19 protein-coding genes are annotated in these 13328 nt (G+C 72.4%); 13 read left to right on the top strand and 6 right to left on the bottom strand.

Annotated elements, in window-relative coordinates; genetic code table 11:
- Positions 1-47: 47 nt before the first annotated feature.
- On the bottom strand, positions 48-635 hold the full coding sequence (locus tag ACIQWX_RS32905) for a biotin transporter BioY (RefSeq protein ID WP_400879406.1): 588 nt from the start codon (positions 633-635) through the stop codon (positions 48-50).
- Between the two features lie 213 nt (positions 636-848).
- On the opposite strand from ACIQWX_RS32905, the gene ACIQWX_RS32900 reads away from it, so the two are divergent.
- Positions 849-1466, top strand: coding sequence for a choice-of-anchor P family protein (locus ACIQWX_RS32900; RefSeq protein WP_400879823.1), 618 nt, complete (start codon positions 849-851; stop codon positions 1464-1466).
- 68 nt (positions 1467-1534) lie between these two features.
- Here ACIQWX_RS32900 and ACIQWX_RS32895 read toward each other — a convergent pair whose 3' ends face one another.
- The 3 genes from ACIQWX_RS32895 to ACIQWX_RS32885 are packed head-to-tail and all read right to left on the bottom strand — an operon-like array spanning position 1535 to position 4075.
- Positions 1535-2179: a bifunctional 4-hydroxy-2-oxoglutarate aldolase/2-dehydro-3-deoxy-phosphogluconate aldolase gene (locus tag ACIQWX_RS32895; RefSeq protein WP_400879404.1), complete on the bottom strand. Its 645-nt coding sequence runs from the start codon at positions 2177-2179 to the stop codon at positions 1535-1537.
- Positions 2176-2745, bottom strand: coding sequence for an isochorismatase family protein (locus tag ACIQWX_RS32890; protein WP_400879401.1), 570 nt, complete (start codon positions 2743-2745; stop codon positions 2176-2178). Before ACIQWX_RS32890 ends, ACIQWX_RS32895 begins: the two co-directional genes overlap by 4 nt.
- A 28-nt stretch (positions 2746-2773) precedes the next feature.
- The gene (locus ACIQWX_RS32885) at positions 2774-4075 is read right to left on the bottom strand and encodes a nicotinate phosphoribosyltransferase (protein ID WP_400879398.1); all 1302 of its coding nucleotides are present in this window, start codon (positions 4073-4075) and stop codon (positions 2774-2776) included.
- A gap of 74 nt (positions 4076-4149) precedes the next feature.
- Here ACIQWX_RS32885 and clpS point away from each other — a divergent pair, with 74 nt between their 5' ends.
- Genes clpS through ACIQWX_RS32860 form a run of 5 tightly spaced genes read left to right on the top strand, consistent with a single transcriptional unit; the run spans position 4150 to position 6745 of the window.
- A complete protein-coding gene (gene clpS, locus ACIQWX_RS32880) occupies positions 4150-4449 on the top strand; it encodes an ATP-dependent Clp protease adapter ClpS (protein ID WP_013229464.1) in 300 nt (99 codons plus the stop codon).
- Entirely contained in the window at positions 4446-5003 is a 558-nt protein-coding gene (locus ACIQWX_RS32875; RefSeq protein ID WP_400879395.1) for a DUF2017 domain-containing protein, read from the top strand. Before clpS ends, ACIQWX_RS32875 begins: the two co-directional genes overlap by 4 nt.
- Positions 5000-5980: a P1 family peptidase gene (locus ACIQWX_RS32870; RefSeq protein WP_400879392.1), complete on the top strand. Its 981-nt coding sequence runs from the start codon at positions 5000-5002 to the stop codon at positions 5978-5980. The genes ACIQWX_RS32875 and ACIQWX_RS32870 overlap by 4 nt, the downstream gene beginning before the upstream one ends.
- A 31-nt stretch (positions 5981-6011) precedes the next feature.
- A complete protein-coding gene (locus ACIQWX_RS32865; RefSeq protein ID WP_400879389.1) occupies positions 6012-6254 on the top strand; it encodes an ATP-dependent Clp protease adaptor ClpS in 243 nt (80 codons plus the stop codon).
- Positions 6251-6745, top strand: coding sequence for a hypothetical protein (locus ACIQWX_RS32860; protein ID WP_400879387.1), 495 nt, complete (start codon positions 6251-6253; stop codon positions 6743-6745). The genes ACIQWX_RS32865 and ACIQWX_RS32860 overlap by 4 nt, the downstream gene beginning before the upstream one ends.
- Positions 6746-6749: 4 nt before the next feature.
- On the opposite strand, the gene ACIQWX_RS32855 is transcribed toward ACIQWX_RS32860, so the two are convergent.
- Positions 6750-7127: a hypothetical protein gene (locus ACIQWX_RS32855; protein ID WP_400879384.1), complete on the bottom strand. Its 378-nt coding sequence runs from the start codon at positions 7125-7127 to the stop codon at positions 6750-6752.
- Positions 7128-7198: 71 nt separating this feature from the next.
- Between ACIQWX_RS32855 and ACIQWX_RS32850 the strand changes: the two genes are divergently transcribed.
- From ACIQWX_RS32850 to ACIQWX_RS32835, 4 genes are all read left to right on the top strand, one after another.
- Positions 7199-7606, top strand: a complete 408-nt coding sequence (locus ACIQWX_RS32850; RefSeq protein ID WP_400879382.1) for a Mov34/MPN/PAD-1 family protein — start codon at positions 7199-7201, stop codon at positions 7604-7606.
- 64 nt (positions 7607-7670) lie between these two features.
- Positions 7671-7943, top strand: a complete 273-nt coding sequence (locus tag ACIQWX_RS32845) for a MoaD/ThiS family protein (RefSeq protein ID WP_176175260.1) — start codon at positions 7671-7673, stop codon at positions 7941-7943.
- Positions 7944-7946: 3 nt separating this feature from the next.
- Positions 7947-8897, top strand: coding sequence for a PLP-dependent cysteine synthase family protein (locus ACIQWX_RS32840; protein WP_086679770.1), 951 nt, complete (start codon positions 7947-7949; stop codon positions 8895-8897).
- Between the two features lie 531 nt (positions 8898-9428).
- Positions 9429-10151, top strand: coding sequence for an aspartate/glutamate racemase family protein (locus ACIQWX_RS32835; RefSeq protein ID WP_400879379.1), 723 nt, complete (start codon positions 9429-9431; stop codon positions 10149-10151).
- On the opposite strand, the gene ACIQWX_RS32830 is transcribed toward ACIQWX_RS32835, so the two are convergent.
- Positions 10141-10989, bottom strand: coding sequence for an arylamine N-acetyltransferase (locus ACIQWX_RS32830; protein WP_400879376.1), 849 nt, complete (start codon positions 10987-10989; stop codon positions 10141-10143). The two genes, ACIQWX_RS32835 and ACIQWX_RS32830, sit on opposite strands and share 11 nt — an antisense overlap.
- Before the next feature lie 92 nt (positions 10990-11081).
- Between ACIQWX_RS32830 and ACIQWX_RS32825 the strand changes: the two genes are divergently transcribed.
- The 3 genes from ACIQWX_RS32825 to ACIQWX_RS32815 are packed head-to-tail and all read left to right on the top strand — an operon-like array spanning position 11082 to position 13326.
- Positions 11082-11726: a rhomboid family intramembrane serine protease gene (locus ACIQWX_RS32825; protein WP_400879373.1), complete on the top strand. Its 645-nt coding sequence runs from the start codon at positions 11082-11084 to the stop codon at positions 11724-11726.
- Positions 11723-12529, top strand: coding sequence for a glutamate racemase (gene murI, locus ACIQWX_RS32820; protein ID WP_364452653.1), 807 nt, complete (start codon positions 11723-11725; stop codon positions 12527-12529). Before ACIQWX_RS32825 ends, murI begins: the two co-directional genes overlap by 4 nt.
- Before the next feature lie 29 nt (positions 12530-12558).
- Positions 12559-13326, top strand: coding sequence for an MBL fold metallo-hydrolase (locus ACIQWX_RS32815; RefSeq protein WP_372664185.1), 768 nt, complete (start codon positions 12559-12561; stop codon positions 13324-13326).
- The last annotated feature ends 2 nt before the right edge of the window (positions 13327-13328 follow it).

The raw sequence follows: 13328 nt of genomic DNA, 5'->3' as shown, positions 1-13328 counted from the left end.
CACTCGCGTCGCGGAACCTCCCGGGTGAGAGGTTCCGCGACGAGCGATCAGTCCTGCTCGCGGCCCGAGACCAGCTTCCAGGTCAGCGGCAGCAGACCGGCGGCCACGACGATCTTGATCGCGTCCCCGATCAGGAACGGCGTGACGCCCTTGGCGAACGCCGTCGACAGGTCGAAGCCGGTCGACGCCATCAGCCACGGCACGCCGAACGCGTAGATCACGAGGTTGCCGAGCACCATCGTGCCCGCGGTGCGCACCGGCGTCCGGTCGCCGCCGCGGCCGGCGAGCGCGCCCACCAGCGCGCCGGCGAAGACGAACCCGACGATGTAGCCGGCGCTCGCGCCGGACAGGCCCGAAGTGCCGTGCTGGAACCACGGCACGCCAACCGCGCCGACGAGCAGGTACACCAGCATCGACGCGGCACCGCGCGACATGCCGAGCGACGCGCCGACGAGCAGCGCGGCGAAGGTCTGGCCGGTCATCGGCACCGGGCTGCCCGGCACGGGGATCGTCAGCTGCGCGGCGGCGCCGGTGAGCACGGCACCACCGGCGACCAGCGCGATGTCCCGGACGAGGGAACCGGGCACGAGGTCGGCCAGCACGGGCCGCTTGGCGGCGAAGGACAGCGAAGACACGAAACCTCCCAGGGTGGGACACAGGCGACGACCGAGGTTAACGCTCGTTACCCCGCGAGCAGCCCCTTAAGTTGCGTTCCTCACCGGCCACTCGTCCGGGTGGACCCGATCAGGTGCGGCGGCCGGCCTGCCGATGACGAGATGGGTGACTACGACATGTCACGTGACCGAGGAGGCCGGAGCATGCGAACCGCCAGGAACAGGACATTCCGGTTGCTGGCGGTGACGACGCTGGCCACTCCGCTGCTGGCCGCGGCGCCGCCGGTCACGTCCACCGGATGGGCGTCTTCCGGCTCACTGGACGTGACGGTCGACAACGAGCACGTCGTCACCGGTGAGCTGGCGAAGTGCACCGTCGACGGCCCCTACGGCGCCCGGACGACAGGGGGTGCGACCGGCGACATCGCGGTGTTCGGCATCGGCGAGAGCGGCTGCGGCCGCTCGGGCGCGGTGTCGATCGCGCAGGCGGCCGGGCACCGGTTCGAGGCGTCGCTGCTCGAGCGCTACGGCGGCCCGGAGATCACGGTGCGCACCTTTTCGGCGAAGTGCGCCACGAGCGAGACCGGCAGCGCCGGCGAAGTCTCGATCGGCGCGGTCGAGGGGATCACCGTGCCCGAGCAGATCCCGCCGAACCACCGGATCGTCATCCCGGGCGGGCCCGCGGGCACGGCGCTGGCGACGGTGATCCTCAACGAGACCGTGACGCCTCAGCCGCCGGACGGCAGCCTGGTGACGCACGCGGTGCACATCAAGCTGTTCCCGCAGGGCGGCCCGGCGAGCGGCGACATCTACCTGGGCACGGCGGCCTGCGACCCGTTCGGCAAGAAGTAGCGGAGCTTTCGTAGGGAAAGATGGCGGTTCGGGGCTCCGAACCGCATCTTTCCCTAGGAAAGTGCGGATCAGGGGGTTTTGAAGCGGGCGGCTGCCGCGACGAACTCGCCCGCCCGGGCCGCCAAGTCCGGGAGGCTGCCGGACGGCGAGAGCGCGTCGCCCAACAGCGGTGTTGCCGCGGCCACCGCGATCGCGCCCGCCCTCAAGTAACCCTCGACGTCGGACAGGTGGACGCCGCCCGTCGGGACCAGCGGGACGTCCGGCAGCGGCGCCCGGACCGCGCGCAGGTAGGCGATCCCGCCCACCGCCGCCACCGGGAACACCTTCACCGCGGCCGCGCCGAGGCGCCACGCCTGGTCGATCTCCGTCGGTGTCAGCGCGCCGCAGACCACCGGGGTGTCCCGCTCGGCCGCGCGTTCCAGCACCGCCGGGTTGACCGTCGGCGTGATCAGGTACGCCGCGCCCGCGTCGACCGCGACGTCCACATCGGACGCTTCGCGGACGCTGCCCGCGCCGATCAGCGCTTCTTCGCCGAGTGCCAGGCGCAACGCGGTGATGGCCGCGGGCGCGCCCGGTGTCGTCAGCGTCGCTTCGAGGAGGCGGACGCCCGCCGCGTGCAGCACCATCGCCGCGTCGGCGAACCGGGACGCGTCGGTGGCCCGCAGGATCGCGACGAGCCGGTGTTCCGCCAGCTGGGCCTGCAGGTCCTTCACGCGACGTGCGCCGTTCCGGTGTGCGCGACGCCGGCTTCGTCGAAGTCCCGCAGCGCGCTGTCGACCGACGCGCGCGCGATCCCGGCCGTGTGGTCGAGCAGCACCCGCACGCCGAAGCCGGCCCGGGCCGCGTCCAGCGCCGTCGCCCGCACGCAGTAGTCGGTCGCGATGCCGACGACGTCGACGTCGGTCACGTCGTGCTCGCGCAGCCACGTTTCCAGCGACTTCCCGTCCCGGGACGCGCCTTCGAAGCCCGAGTAGGCCGCGCTGTACTCGCCCTTCGAGAACACCTCGCCGATCGGGACGACGTCGAGCGCGGGGTGGAACGACGCGCCCGGCGTGCCGGCCACGCAGTGCGGCGGCCAGCTCTCCTTGAAGTCCGGGGTGTCGCTGAAGTGGGCACCCGGGTCGATGTGGTGGTCACGGGTGGCCACCACGTGCGAGTACCCGCCGCTGACGCTGAGCGCCGAGATCGTCGAAGCGGCCGCCGCGCCGCCCGCGACCGCGAGCGAACCCCCTTCGCAGAAGTCGTTCTGCACGTCCACCACGATCAGCGCGGTCCCCATGTCCAGCTCCGTTCAGAGACAGTGTCTTTCACAAAAACTGCGTCGGGATAGCGGGCTCGCCGTGCGAGAGCTTGAGGCCCTCCCACGGCAGGCTGACCAGGCCGCGGCGCAGCCGCTGCCTCGCGTCGTCGAGCGTAGGCAGATCCGCCTCCGCGCGGCCGCCGCGGATCAGGGGAATCTGCAGCGGGCGGTCGTTGGCGTCCGGCTCGGGCGCCTTCCCGGACGTCGTCCAGACGACCTCTTCGACCGCCGTGCCCGTGTCGCGGTGGCGCCGCAGCGCGGACTTGCGCCCGCCGCGGGACTCCTTGTGGGCACTGCGCTTGGCGACCGGCTTGCCGTCCACCTCGACCAGCTTGTAGACCATTCCGGCGGTCGGCGCGCCGGACCCGGTGACCACCGACGTCCCGACGCCGTACGCGTCCACGGGCTCCGCGCGCAGCGCCGCGATGGCGTGCTCGTCGAGGTCGCCCGACACGACGATCCGGGTGTCCTTCGCCCCGAGGGAGTCCAGCTGCTCGCGGGCGCGGCGGGCGAGCGGGCCGACGTCACCGGAGTCGATCCGGATCGCGCCGAGCTCCGGCCCGGCGACGCGGACCGCCGTCTCGATGCCGGCGGTGATGTCGTAGGTGTCGACGAGCAGGGTCGTGTCCGCGCCCATCTTCTCGACCTGCGCGCGGAACGCGGCTTCTTCGCTGTCGTGCAGCAGCATGAAGGCGTGCGCGACGGTGCCCCGGGTCGGGATGCCGTAGCGGCGACCGGCTTCCAGGTTGGACGTGGTCGCGAAGCCGGCCAGGTAGGCGGCGCGCGCGGCCGCGACGGCGGCGTACTCGTGCGTGCGGCGCCCGCCCATCTCGATGATCGGGCGCCCGTGCGCGGCGCCGGACATCCGGGCCGCGGCCGACGCGATGGCGCTGTCGTGGTTGAGGATCGACAGCACCAGCGTCTCGAGCAGCACGCACTCGGCGAACGAGCCGGTGACGGTCAGCAGCGGGGAGCCCGGGAAGTACAGCTCGCCCTCGGGGTAGCCGTCGACGTCACCCGAGAACTCGTAGTCGGCGAGCCAGGACAGCGTCGCGTCGTCGACGACCGCGGTGGCCTCCAGCTGCCCCAGCTCGGCGTCGGTGAAGCGGAAGTCCGCGATCGCGTCGAGGACGCGGGCGGTCCCGGCGACGACGCCGTAGCGGCGCCCGTCCGGTAGCCGCCGGGCGAACACCTCGAACACGCAGGGCCGCGCGTGCGTCCCGTCGGCGAGCGCGCTGCCCAGCATGGTCAGCTCGTAGTGGTCGGTGAGCAGCGCAGTGCTGGCCGTCGCCGGCTCCGGTGAACCCATGGGGTAAGCCTATTCACCCACATGGCCGGACCTGGCGCGGCGTACCCCGTGCGCCCCGTGACACCATGGGGTGCATGTCCACGCCTGTCGCATCCGAACAGACGCAGGTCGAACCGGCCGGTGCGGAAGTCGCCGAGTCGGACACCCCCTGGCGGACCGTGGTCTGGAACGACCCGGTGAACCTCATGTCGTACGTGACGTACGTCTTCCAGAAGCTGTTCGGCTACAGCCGCGACCACGCCACCAAGCTGATGCTGGACGTGCACCAGAAGGGCAAGGCGATCGTGTCGTCCGGCAGCAAGGAGAAGGTCGAGACGGACGTGGCGAAGCTCCACGCGGCGGGCCTGTGGGCGACCATGGAGCAGCCCTCGTGAACGGGTGGCGGCGCAAGGGCGCGGTGATCCACGCGGGCTTCGAGCAGCAGGAAGCGGCCGTGCTGCGCGGGCTGGTGAGCCAGCTCGAGGACATGCTGACCGCGCGCGCCGAGGAGGCGCCGCAGGACGAGCTCGCCGAGCTGACCGGGATCCGCATCGGCCCCACGGAGTCGCCGGACGACCCGGTGCTGTCGCGGCTGCTCCCGGACTTCCACAAGCTCGACCCGGACAACCCGTCGCGCGAGGACCTCGACTCGGCCGCGGCGATGCGCTCGCTGCACGAGCCGGAGCTGCTGGACGTCAAGGTCGGCGTCGCGAAGATCGTGCTCGACACGCTGCCGCGCGACGGCGGCCACGTCCGGCTGACCGAGGAGCAGGCCGACGCGTGGCTGGGCGCGCTCAACGACGTCCGGCTGGCGCTGGGCACCGCGCTCGACGTCACCGAGGACATGCCCGACGAGCTGCCCGAGGACGACCCGCGGGCGCCGCACCTGGGCGTCTACCACTGGCTGACGTGGGTGCAGGAGACGCTGATCCAGGCGCTGACCGGATGATCACCGACGTGCCGGGTGTCCTCGTCGGGCACCACGAGCGGGTCGGCGGCGGCTGGGCGACCGGGACGACGGTGGTCCTGGTCCCGGACGGCGCGGTCGGCGCCGTCGACCAGCGCGGCGGCGCGCCCGGCACGCGCGAGACCAACCTGCTGGAGCCGGAGAACCTGGTGCAGCGGGTCAACGCCGTGTGCCTCTCGGGTGGTTCCGCGTACGGCCTCGCGGCGGCGGACGGCGTGATGAAGTGGCTTTCGGAGCGCAACCTGGGTTTTCCGGTCGGGACGCAGCCGCACGAGGTCGTGCCGATCGTGCCCGCGGCCGTGCTGTTCGACCTGCCGCGCAGCGAGTGGGGCAACCGGCCGGACGCTTCTTTCGGCTACGCGGCCTGCGACGCGGCTTCCGAGTCGTTCGCGCAGGGGACGGTCGGCGCGGGCGCGGGGGCAGCCGTGGGATCGCTGAAGGGCGGGATCGGTTCCGCGAGCGAGGTCGTCGGCGAGTACACGGTCGGGGCGCTAGCAGCGGTCAACGCGGCGGGCGAGGCCGTGGACCTGACGACCGGCCGGGCGTACGCGGCCGACCACGGCGACTTCGGCGTGACGTGGCCCTCGCGGCCGGCGGAGCTGGCTTCGCGGCGGACCGACCTGAACACGACGATCGGCGTGGTCGCGGTGGACGCGGCGCTGTCGAAGGCCGAGGCTCGGCGGCTGGCGGTGGCGGCTCAGGACGGCCTGGCCCGCGCGGTGCGCCCGGCGCACACGATGTTCGACGGTGACACGGTGTTCGCGCTGGCCACGGGCGCGCGCGAGCTGCCGGAGGCGAGCGGCCCGTTCGGCGCGGCGGCCCGTCCGGCGGCGTTGGACGCGCTGTGTTCGGCGGCGGCGCGGGTGTTCGCGCGGGCGATGGTCCACGGCCTGCTCGCGGCGACGACGGCCGGCGGGGTGCCGGCCTACCGGGACGTCTGGCCGGAGGCGTTCGCGTAACGCCGGGCGGCCCGGTTCGGATCATCCCGGGGTGCAGCTCGACGAGAAGTGGGTCGTCCGGATCCACGACGACAACGTGAACAGTTACGCCGGGGTGGCGCTCGTGCTGGCCGAGCTGCTCGGCTTGCCCGCCGAGGAGTCCCTGGCCGCCGCGGAGCGGATCCACACGACCGGCTCGGCCGGGCTCGACCCGCTGCCGGCCGGACCGGCGGAGGACGTCGTCGCGGCCCTGCAGGTCCGCGGCCTGCACGCGACCCTCGAGCCGGCCCCGTGACCGACTTCGCGCACGTCACGGCGTGGTCCGGGTGCGTCCGGCTCGCGCTGGCGCCCAACACCGCGTCGGTGCTGCACCGCACCCTCACCGACGTCGCGGCCCGGCTGGCCGGCTCCGGGCGGAAGCGGATCGCCGACGCCACGCTGTTCCCCGACGCGTACCGGCGCAGCAAGCCGAGTGCGGCCTTCCGGGACCGGCACGGCGCCGCGATGCGCGCCGAAGTGGTGGCATCGTTCTCCCGGGTGCTCGAGGCGTGGTCCGGCGCGACGGTGCTGGAGCTCGACCTCGCGGGCGCCCGTGACCTGCGGCTGGTGCTCGCCCACGCCCAGTCGGCGTACCTGCGGCAGCCGCGCTGGGAGGTGCCGGTCGACGACCTGTTCGCGACGCGGTGGGGCGCCGAAACGAAGGTCGCCTGGCTTCAGGAGCTGGAAAGCCACGTCGCGACGGCCGCGCTGGCCCGGGACGACGTGCCGGTCTTCCTGGAGCTGTGACCTGTCAGAGGTCCGGGAGCGGGTCCGGGGGCAGGTCGTGGGCGCCTTCGAGGTTCGCCGCGCGGACGGCGCTGACGTACTCCTCGTCGATCTCCAGGTGCAGCCGGGCGAAGGACAGCACCGGGCCCAGCGACGGGTGGACCTCGACCGGCCCGATCTCGGTGCGCCGGGAGACCCGGTCGTAGACCGCCTTCGGCGTGTTGCGGCGGAACCGGCCGCCGTAGAGCACCGTGATGGCGCGGTCGGTGACCACGACGAAGAACGCGGCGCGGGTGCGGACGCCGTCGACGTAGAGGGAAATGCCGGGGATGAGGTACTGGATCACTTCGCCGTCTTCGAGGAATTCACGGCAGCGTTCGCGGGCTTGCGCGGGCATCGGCATCCCCTGATTGTCCTGGTGAGCGCAATGTCTCATCATCTGGACAGCTTGTGTCCACCACCTAAGATGTCGGTGTGCTCCGGATCCGCCGTGAACTCGTCGACGAGATCGTCGCCCATGCCCGTCGTGACCACCCCGACGAGGCCTGCGGCGTGATCGCCGGGCCCGAAGGGTCCGACTCGCCCGAGCGGTTCATCCCCATGCTGAACGCCGCCCGGTCGCCGACGTTCTACGAGTTCGACTCCGGCGACCTGCTGAAGCTCTACCGCGAGATGGACGCGAACGACGAGGTGCCGGTGGTGATCTACCACTCGCACACCGCGACCGAGGCCTACCCGTCGCGGACCGACGCGAACATCGCCGCCGAGCCGGACGCGCACTACGTGCTCGTCTCCACCCGCGACCCCGAAGTGCACGAGTTCCGGTCGTACCGGATCGTGGACGCCGAGATCACCGAGGAGCCGGTCGAGATCGTCGGCTGAGCCCACGGAACAAACCGCGCGCCGAAGGCGTCTGCGTCTAGGAAACCACCGGAGGTAAGAACCCATGGCCGTGACCGTCTCCATCCCGACGATCCTGCGCACCCACACCGGCGGCGAGAAGTCCGTCGAGGCGAAGGGCGCGACCGTCCTCGAGGTCATCGACGACGTCGAGTCCCGGCACGCCGGCCTCAAGGCGCGCCTGGTGAAGGAGGAGAAGCTGCACCGCTTCATCAACGTCTACGTGAACGACGAGGACGTGCGCTTCGCCGGCGGGCTCGAGGCCGAGGTCAAGGACGGCGACACCCTGACCATCCTCCCCGCCGTGGCCGGTGGCTGATCGATGGCTCGCTTCGAGTCCCTGCTCGACGCGCTCGGCGGCACCCCGCTGGTCGGGCTGCCCCGGCTCTCGCCCACGCACGACGTGCGCCTCTGGGCGAAGCTGGAGGACCGCAACCCGACCGGCTCGATCAAGGACCGCCCCGCGCTGGCCATGATCGAAGCCGCCGAGCGTGAGGGCAAGCTGCGGCGCGGCTCCACGATCCTGGAGCCGACGTCGGGCAACACCGGCATCTCGCTGGCCATGGCCGCCAAGCTCAAGGGCTACGGCCTGGTCTGCGTGATGCCGGAGAACACCTCGACCGAGCGCAAGCAGCTGCTGCAGGCCTACGGCGCGCGGATCGTGTTCTCCCCGGCCGCGGGCGGCTCGAACGAGGCCGTCCGGCGGGCGAAGGAGCTGGCCGAGGCGAACCCCGAGTGGGTGATGCTCTACCAGTACGGCAACCCGGCCAACGCCGACGCGCACTACCGCGGCACCGGGCCCGAGCTGCTGAAGGACCTGCCGACGCTGACGCACTTCGTCGGCGGCCTCGGCACGACGGGCACGCTGGTCGGCGTCGGGCGGTACCTGCACGAGGCGAAGCCGGACGTCCAGGTGATCGCGGCTGAGCCCCGCTACGGCGAGCTGGTGTACGGCCTGCGCAACCTCGACGAGGGGTTCGTCCCGGAGCTGTACGACGCTTCGGTGCTCAACGGCCGGTACTCCGTGGGCGCGTACGACGCTTTGCGCCGCACGCGTGAGCTGCTGGAGCACGAAGGCATCTTCGCGGGGATTTCGACGGGCGCGGTGCTGCACGCGGCGCTGGCGGTGGCCGAGAAGGCCGCGGCACGCGGCGAGGCGGCGGACGTGGCTTTCGTCGTCGCGGACGCGGGGTGGAAATACCTCTCGACCGGGGCTTACGCGGGGTCGCTCGACGAGGCCGCCGAACGGCTGGACGGGCAGCTCTGGGCCTGAGTCACTCGGCTTTCCACAGCGCGGGGAGGGCGAGGTCGACGCCGTCGGCGTCGGCCAGCCGCCGGAAGGTGGCCATGGTCGTCTCCAGGTCGTCGAACACCTTCGGCAGCGGCTTCAGCGGCTTGGAGAGCGGGCGCCAGAAGGGAGTCCCAGTGGATCGGGCGGACCTTCCGCGGTGCGAGCGCGCCGGGCACGAAGTTCGCCGACGCGTGGACCACGACGCTGCCCGCCGCGTGCGCGATGCGGAACGAGTAGCACCGCCCGGTCTTGAAGGCGTCGACCGGCGTCACCGTGAAGGCGCCGAACTCGATCGCCCGGCCCGGTACGAGTTCCGCGAACGGCTCGGCGGCCAGGTCGTAGTCCTCCTGGACCATCCGCGTCGACGGCGAGCCCGCCAGCGTGGCCCCGGTCGCCATCTTCAGCAGCGAAGGCCGCTAGAAGCCGTCGACCAGGACGGCCGAGGTGCCGTCGGTGACCAGGACGTTCGACACCCCGGCGAAAGCCGTGCGCAGTTCGGGCATGCTGACCATCATGAAGGTCATCGGGCTGCTGGGCGGGATGAGCTGGGAATCGTCGGCCGAGTACTACCGGCTCGTCAACGAACGCGTGAAAGCCCTGCTGGGCGGCTTCCACTCCGCGCACACCGTGCTCTACTCCGTCGACTTCGCCGCGATCGAAGCCATGCAGGCCGACGGCCGGTGGGACGACGCCGGGGCCGAGCTGAACCGGGCCGCCCGGGCCCTCGAAGCCGCCGGGGCCGACTTCGTCGTCCTCTGCACCAACACCATGCACAAGGTCGCCGACCAGCTCACGACCGGCCTCGGCATCCCGCTGCTGCACCTCGGCGACGCCACCGCCATGGCCGTCAAGGCCGCCGGGGTCCGGCGGGTCGGGCTGCTGGGCACCGGGTTCACCATGGGTCAGCCCTTCTACCGCGACCGGCTCGCCGCGCACGGCCTCGACGTGCTCGTGCCCGGTGCCGAAGACCGCGACCTCGTCCACCGCGTCATCTACGACGAACTGGTGCTCGGGGTCGTCGAGGAGACCTCGCGGCAGGCCTACCGCGAGGTGATCGCGCGGCTCGTCGAGGCGGGTGCCGAGGGGATCATCTACGGCTGCACCGAGATCGAGCTGCTCGTCGGCCCGGACGACTCGCCCGTGCCGACCTTCCCCACCACCAGCCTGCACGCCGACGCCGCCGTCGATTTCGCGCTCGGCAAGGCGCCGCTGCCGGCGGCTCCGGTCACACGCTGACCACCGGCCCTCCCGTGTGGGCCTCGTGCTGGGTCACGACCTGGCGCCACAGCCGCTCGCGCTCGCCGTCCGTGAACAGGTCCGGGGTGATGCCGAAGACGTCCGCCGCGGCCGTCCACCACTCCGACGGCGACTCGACGACCTCCTTGACGCCGTGGCGGTTCAGCGTCCGCGCCCGCAGGGTGTCGACGCCCGCCGCGTCCCGGCGTTGCAGCACGCAGACCCGGACGAACCCGGACTCCGGTGACGTCGACAGCCACGCGTGCTTCTCCGCGAAGTCGGCCATCTCCGCCGCGCCCGGGGCGAAGTCGAAGCCGGTGAAGCTGCCCGACGGGTCGTGGTCGAACCGCCAGCCGCCCGGCGCCACCTCCGACGGCCGCAGCCGGTAGGTGTGCGGCCCCTGCGTGTAGGTGCCTTCCCGTAGGGGGAGCGGCTCGTGGAAGCCGTCGCCCAGCCCCGCGTCCACCAGCCACGTCGCCGCCGGGTCGTCCGGCAGGCCGGTGACGGTCAGCGCCAGGTGGTTGCGGTCGATGTTCGGCGCGTCGCCCGGACCGCCCTGCACCCCGCCGAGGTGGCGCGTGACCTGGTAGCCGAGCTCGCGCAGCAGGGCCGAAAAGGCGCCGTTCAAGTGGTAGCAGTACCCGCCGCGGCCACGCAGGATCCGCGCCAGCGACGCCGGCGGCTCCAGTGGTGTCGGCCGCCCGAGCTGGATCTCCAGCGCCTCGTACGGCACGCGCTCGACGTGCGCCGCGTGCAGCCGCCGCAGGGCGGCCGAACTCGGCGGTTCTGCCTCCAAGCCGAGCCGCTTCAGGTACCCGTTCACGTCGATGTTCCCCATATTGCAGACGCTAGCGGGAGGGACCGACAAAAAGCCCGGATCAGGGATTTCACCCGAGGTGGACCCGTCCGGACGGACGTACCGTCGATCACGTGAGCACCTTGAACCCCGCCCCGGAAACCGACGCCGCCAAGCGCGTGCTGCCGCCGCGACCCAAGGCGGCCGCGCTCGTGGCGCTCTCCTTCACCCTGCTGCTCTACCTGGTCGAGCTGGCGGACGTGATCCTGCCCGGCGACCTGGACCAGGGCGGCATCCACTCGCGAGCCCTCTCCGGCCTCGACGGCGTGCTCTTCGCGCCGCTCCTGCACGCCGGCTGGTCGCACCTGTTCGCGAACACCGTGCCGGTGCTCCTGTTCTCCTTCCTCGCCATGGCCGCCGGGATCGGCCGGTTCGCCCTGGTCACGGCCATCATCTGGGTGGTGTCCGGGCTCGGGGTCTGGCTGGTCGGCCCGGCGAACGCGGTCACCGTCGGCGCGTCGGGGCTGGCCTTCGGCTGGCTCGCCTACCTGCTGGTGCGCGGCATCTTCAACCGCGCGGCCGGGCAGATCCTGATCGCCGTCGTCCTGCTCGGCGTGTGGAGCGGCATGCTCGCCGGCCTGCTGCCGGGCAACCCCGGCGTTTCCTGGCAGGGACACGTCTTCGGCGCGCTGGCCGGCGTCCTCGCGGCGTGGCTGACCAGCCGCACCGGCAAGTCCCGCAAAGCCGAGCCCGCGGCCCCGGGTAACCTCGAAGGGTGACTTCTTCGCCCGCTGATGCCCCGATCGGCGTGTTCGATTCCGGTGTCGGCGGGCTGACGGTCGCGAGGGCGCTGCTCGAGCAGCTGCCCGCCGAACAGCTCCGGTACGTCGGCGACACGGCCCGCAACCCGTACGGGCCGCTCCCGATCGCCACCGCCCGCAGCTACGCGCTCGAGGCGCTCGACGAGATCGTCGAGAGCGGCGTGAAGGCACTGGTCATCGCGTGCAACACGGCGTCGGCGGCCTGCCTGCGCGACGCGCGCGAGCGCTACGACGTGCCGGTGATCGAGGTGGTCCTCCCGGCCGCGCGCCGCGCCGTCGTGGCCACCCACACCGGCCGGGTCGGCGTCATCGGCACCGAAGGCACCGTGCGTTCGCGCGCCTACGAGGACGCGTTCGCCGCCGCGCCGGGCATCACGCTCACCAGCGTCGCCTGCCCGCGGTTCGTCGACTTCGTCGAGCGCGGCATCACCTCGGGCCGCCAGGTCCTCGGGCTCGCGCAGGGCTACCTCCAGCCGCTGCTCGACGCGCAGGTCGACACGCTCGTCCTCGGCTGCACGCACTACCCGCTCCTGCAGGGCGTGCTGCAGATCGTGATGGGCCAGGAGGTCACCCTCGTCTCGAGCGCGGAGGAGACGGCCAAGGACGTCGTCCGCGTGCTCACCGAGCGGGACCTGCTGACCACCCGCGAGACGCCGCCGCGGCACGAGTTCCTGGCCACCGGCTCGGCCGAGCCGTTCACCCGGCTCGCCGCGCGGTTCATGGGGTTCGCCCCGGGTGTCCTCGCTCCCACCACCGCGTGATCGGACCTCAAGGCGCTTAGGGTGTCGAAGTGCGACTGACCATCCTCGGGTGCTCCGGCAGCATCCCCGGGCCGAACACCGCGGCGTCCGGCTACCTGGTCGAGGCCGAGGGCTTCCTGCTCGGCCTCGAACTCGGCAACGGCACGCTGGCGCAGCTGCAGGCCGTGGCCGATCCGTTCGACCTGGACGCCTTGGTGCTCACGCACCTGCACCCGGACCACTGCGCCGACGTCAGCGCACTCACCGTCCTGCGGCGCTACCACCCGGCGCCGCCGTACCCGGCGCGCCCGCGACTGCTGCCGCTCTACGCGCCGCCGGACGCGCCGGTCCGGCTCGCGAACGCGTACGCGCCCAACGAGACCGAGCGCGCCGTCACGGACCTGTCGGACGTCTACGCCTTCCACCCGCTGCGGCCGGAGCCGTTCCGGATCGGGCCGTTCGAGGTCGTCGCGGTCGAGGTCGACCACCCGACCCCGGCGTACGGCCTGCGCATCTCCTACGGCGGCCGGATCCTGGCGTTCACCGGCGATACGGGGCCGTGCCGGGCGCTGAACGAGCTCGCCGACGGCGTCGACCTGCTGCTCGCCGAGGCGTCCTGGACGGACTCGGCGGAGCGGCCGGCCGGCGTGCACCTGTCGGGCAAGCAGGCCGGCGAGCTGGCGCGCGACGCCGCGGTCGGCCGGCTGCTGCTGACGCACATCGCGCCGTGGACGGACGCCGGCGCGGTTCTGGCGGAGGCGTCGGCGGAGTTCCCCGGCGCCGAGGTCGTCAAGCAGGGTGCCGTATACGACGTCTGACC

This window comes from Amycolatopsis sp. NPDC098790 (genome assembly GCF_044759945.1).
Classification (GTDB): domain Bacteria; phylum Actinomycetota; class Actinomycetes; order Mycobacteriales; family Pseudonocardiaceae; genus Amycolatopsis.
This window is presented reverse-complemented; position numbering and strand designations above follow the sequence as displayed.

Excerpts from the sequence above, each read along its gene's own strand:
- ACIQWX_RS32845 (WP_176175260.1), top strand. The coding sequence starts at position 7,671 with ATGGCCGTGACCGTCTCCATCCCGACGATCCTGCGCACCCACACCGGC.
- clpS (WP_013229464.1), top strand. The coding sequence starts at position 4,150 with ATGTCCACGCCTGTCGCATCCGAACAGACGCAGGTCGAACCGGCCGGT.
- ACIQWX_RS32885 (WP_400879398.1), bottom strand. The coding sequence starts at position 4,075 with ATGGGTTCACCGGAGCCGGCGACGGCCAGCACTGCGCTGCTCACCGAC.
- ACIQWX_RS32855 (WP_400879384.1), bottom strand. The coding sequence starts at position 7,127 with ATGCCGATGCCCGCGCAAGCCCGCGAACGCTGCCGTGAATTCCTCGAA.
- ACIQWX_RS32835 (WP_400879379.1), top strand. The coding sequence starts at position 9,429 with ATGAAGGTCATCGGGCTGCTGGGCGGGATGAGCTGGGAATCGTCGGCC.
- ACIQWX_RS32840 (WP_086679770.1), top strand. The coding sequence starts at position 7,947 with ATGGCTCGCTTCGAGTCCCTGCTCGACGCGCTCGGCGGCACCCCGCTG.
- ACIQWX_RS32830 (WP_400879376.1), bottom strand. The coding sequence starts at position 10,989 with ATGGGGAACATCGACGTGAACGGGTACCTGAAGCGGCTCGGCTTGGAG.
- ACIQWX_RS32890 (WP_400879401.1), bottom strand. The coding sequence starts at position 2,745 with ATGGGGACCGCGCTGATCGTGGTGGACGTGCAGAACGACTTCTGCGAA.
- ACIQWX_RS32870 (WP_400879392.1), top strand. The coding sequence starts at position 5,000 with ATGATCACCGACGTGCCGGGTGTCCTCGTCGGGCACCACGAGCGGGTC.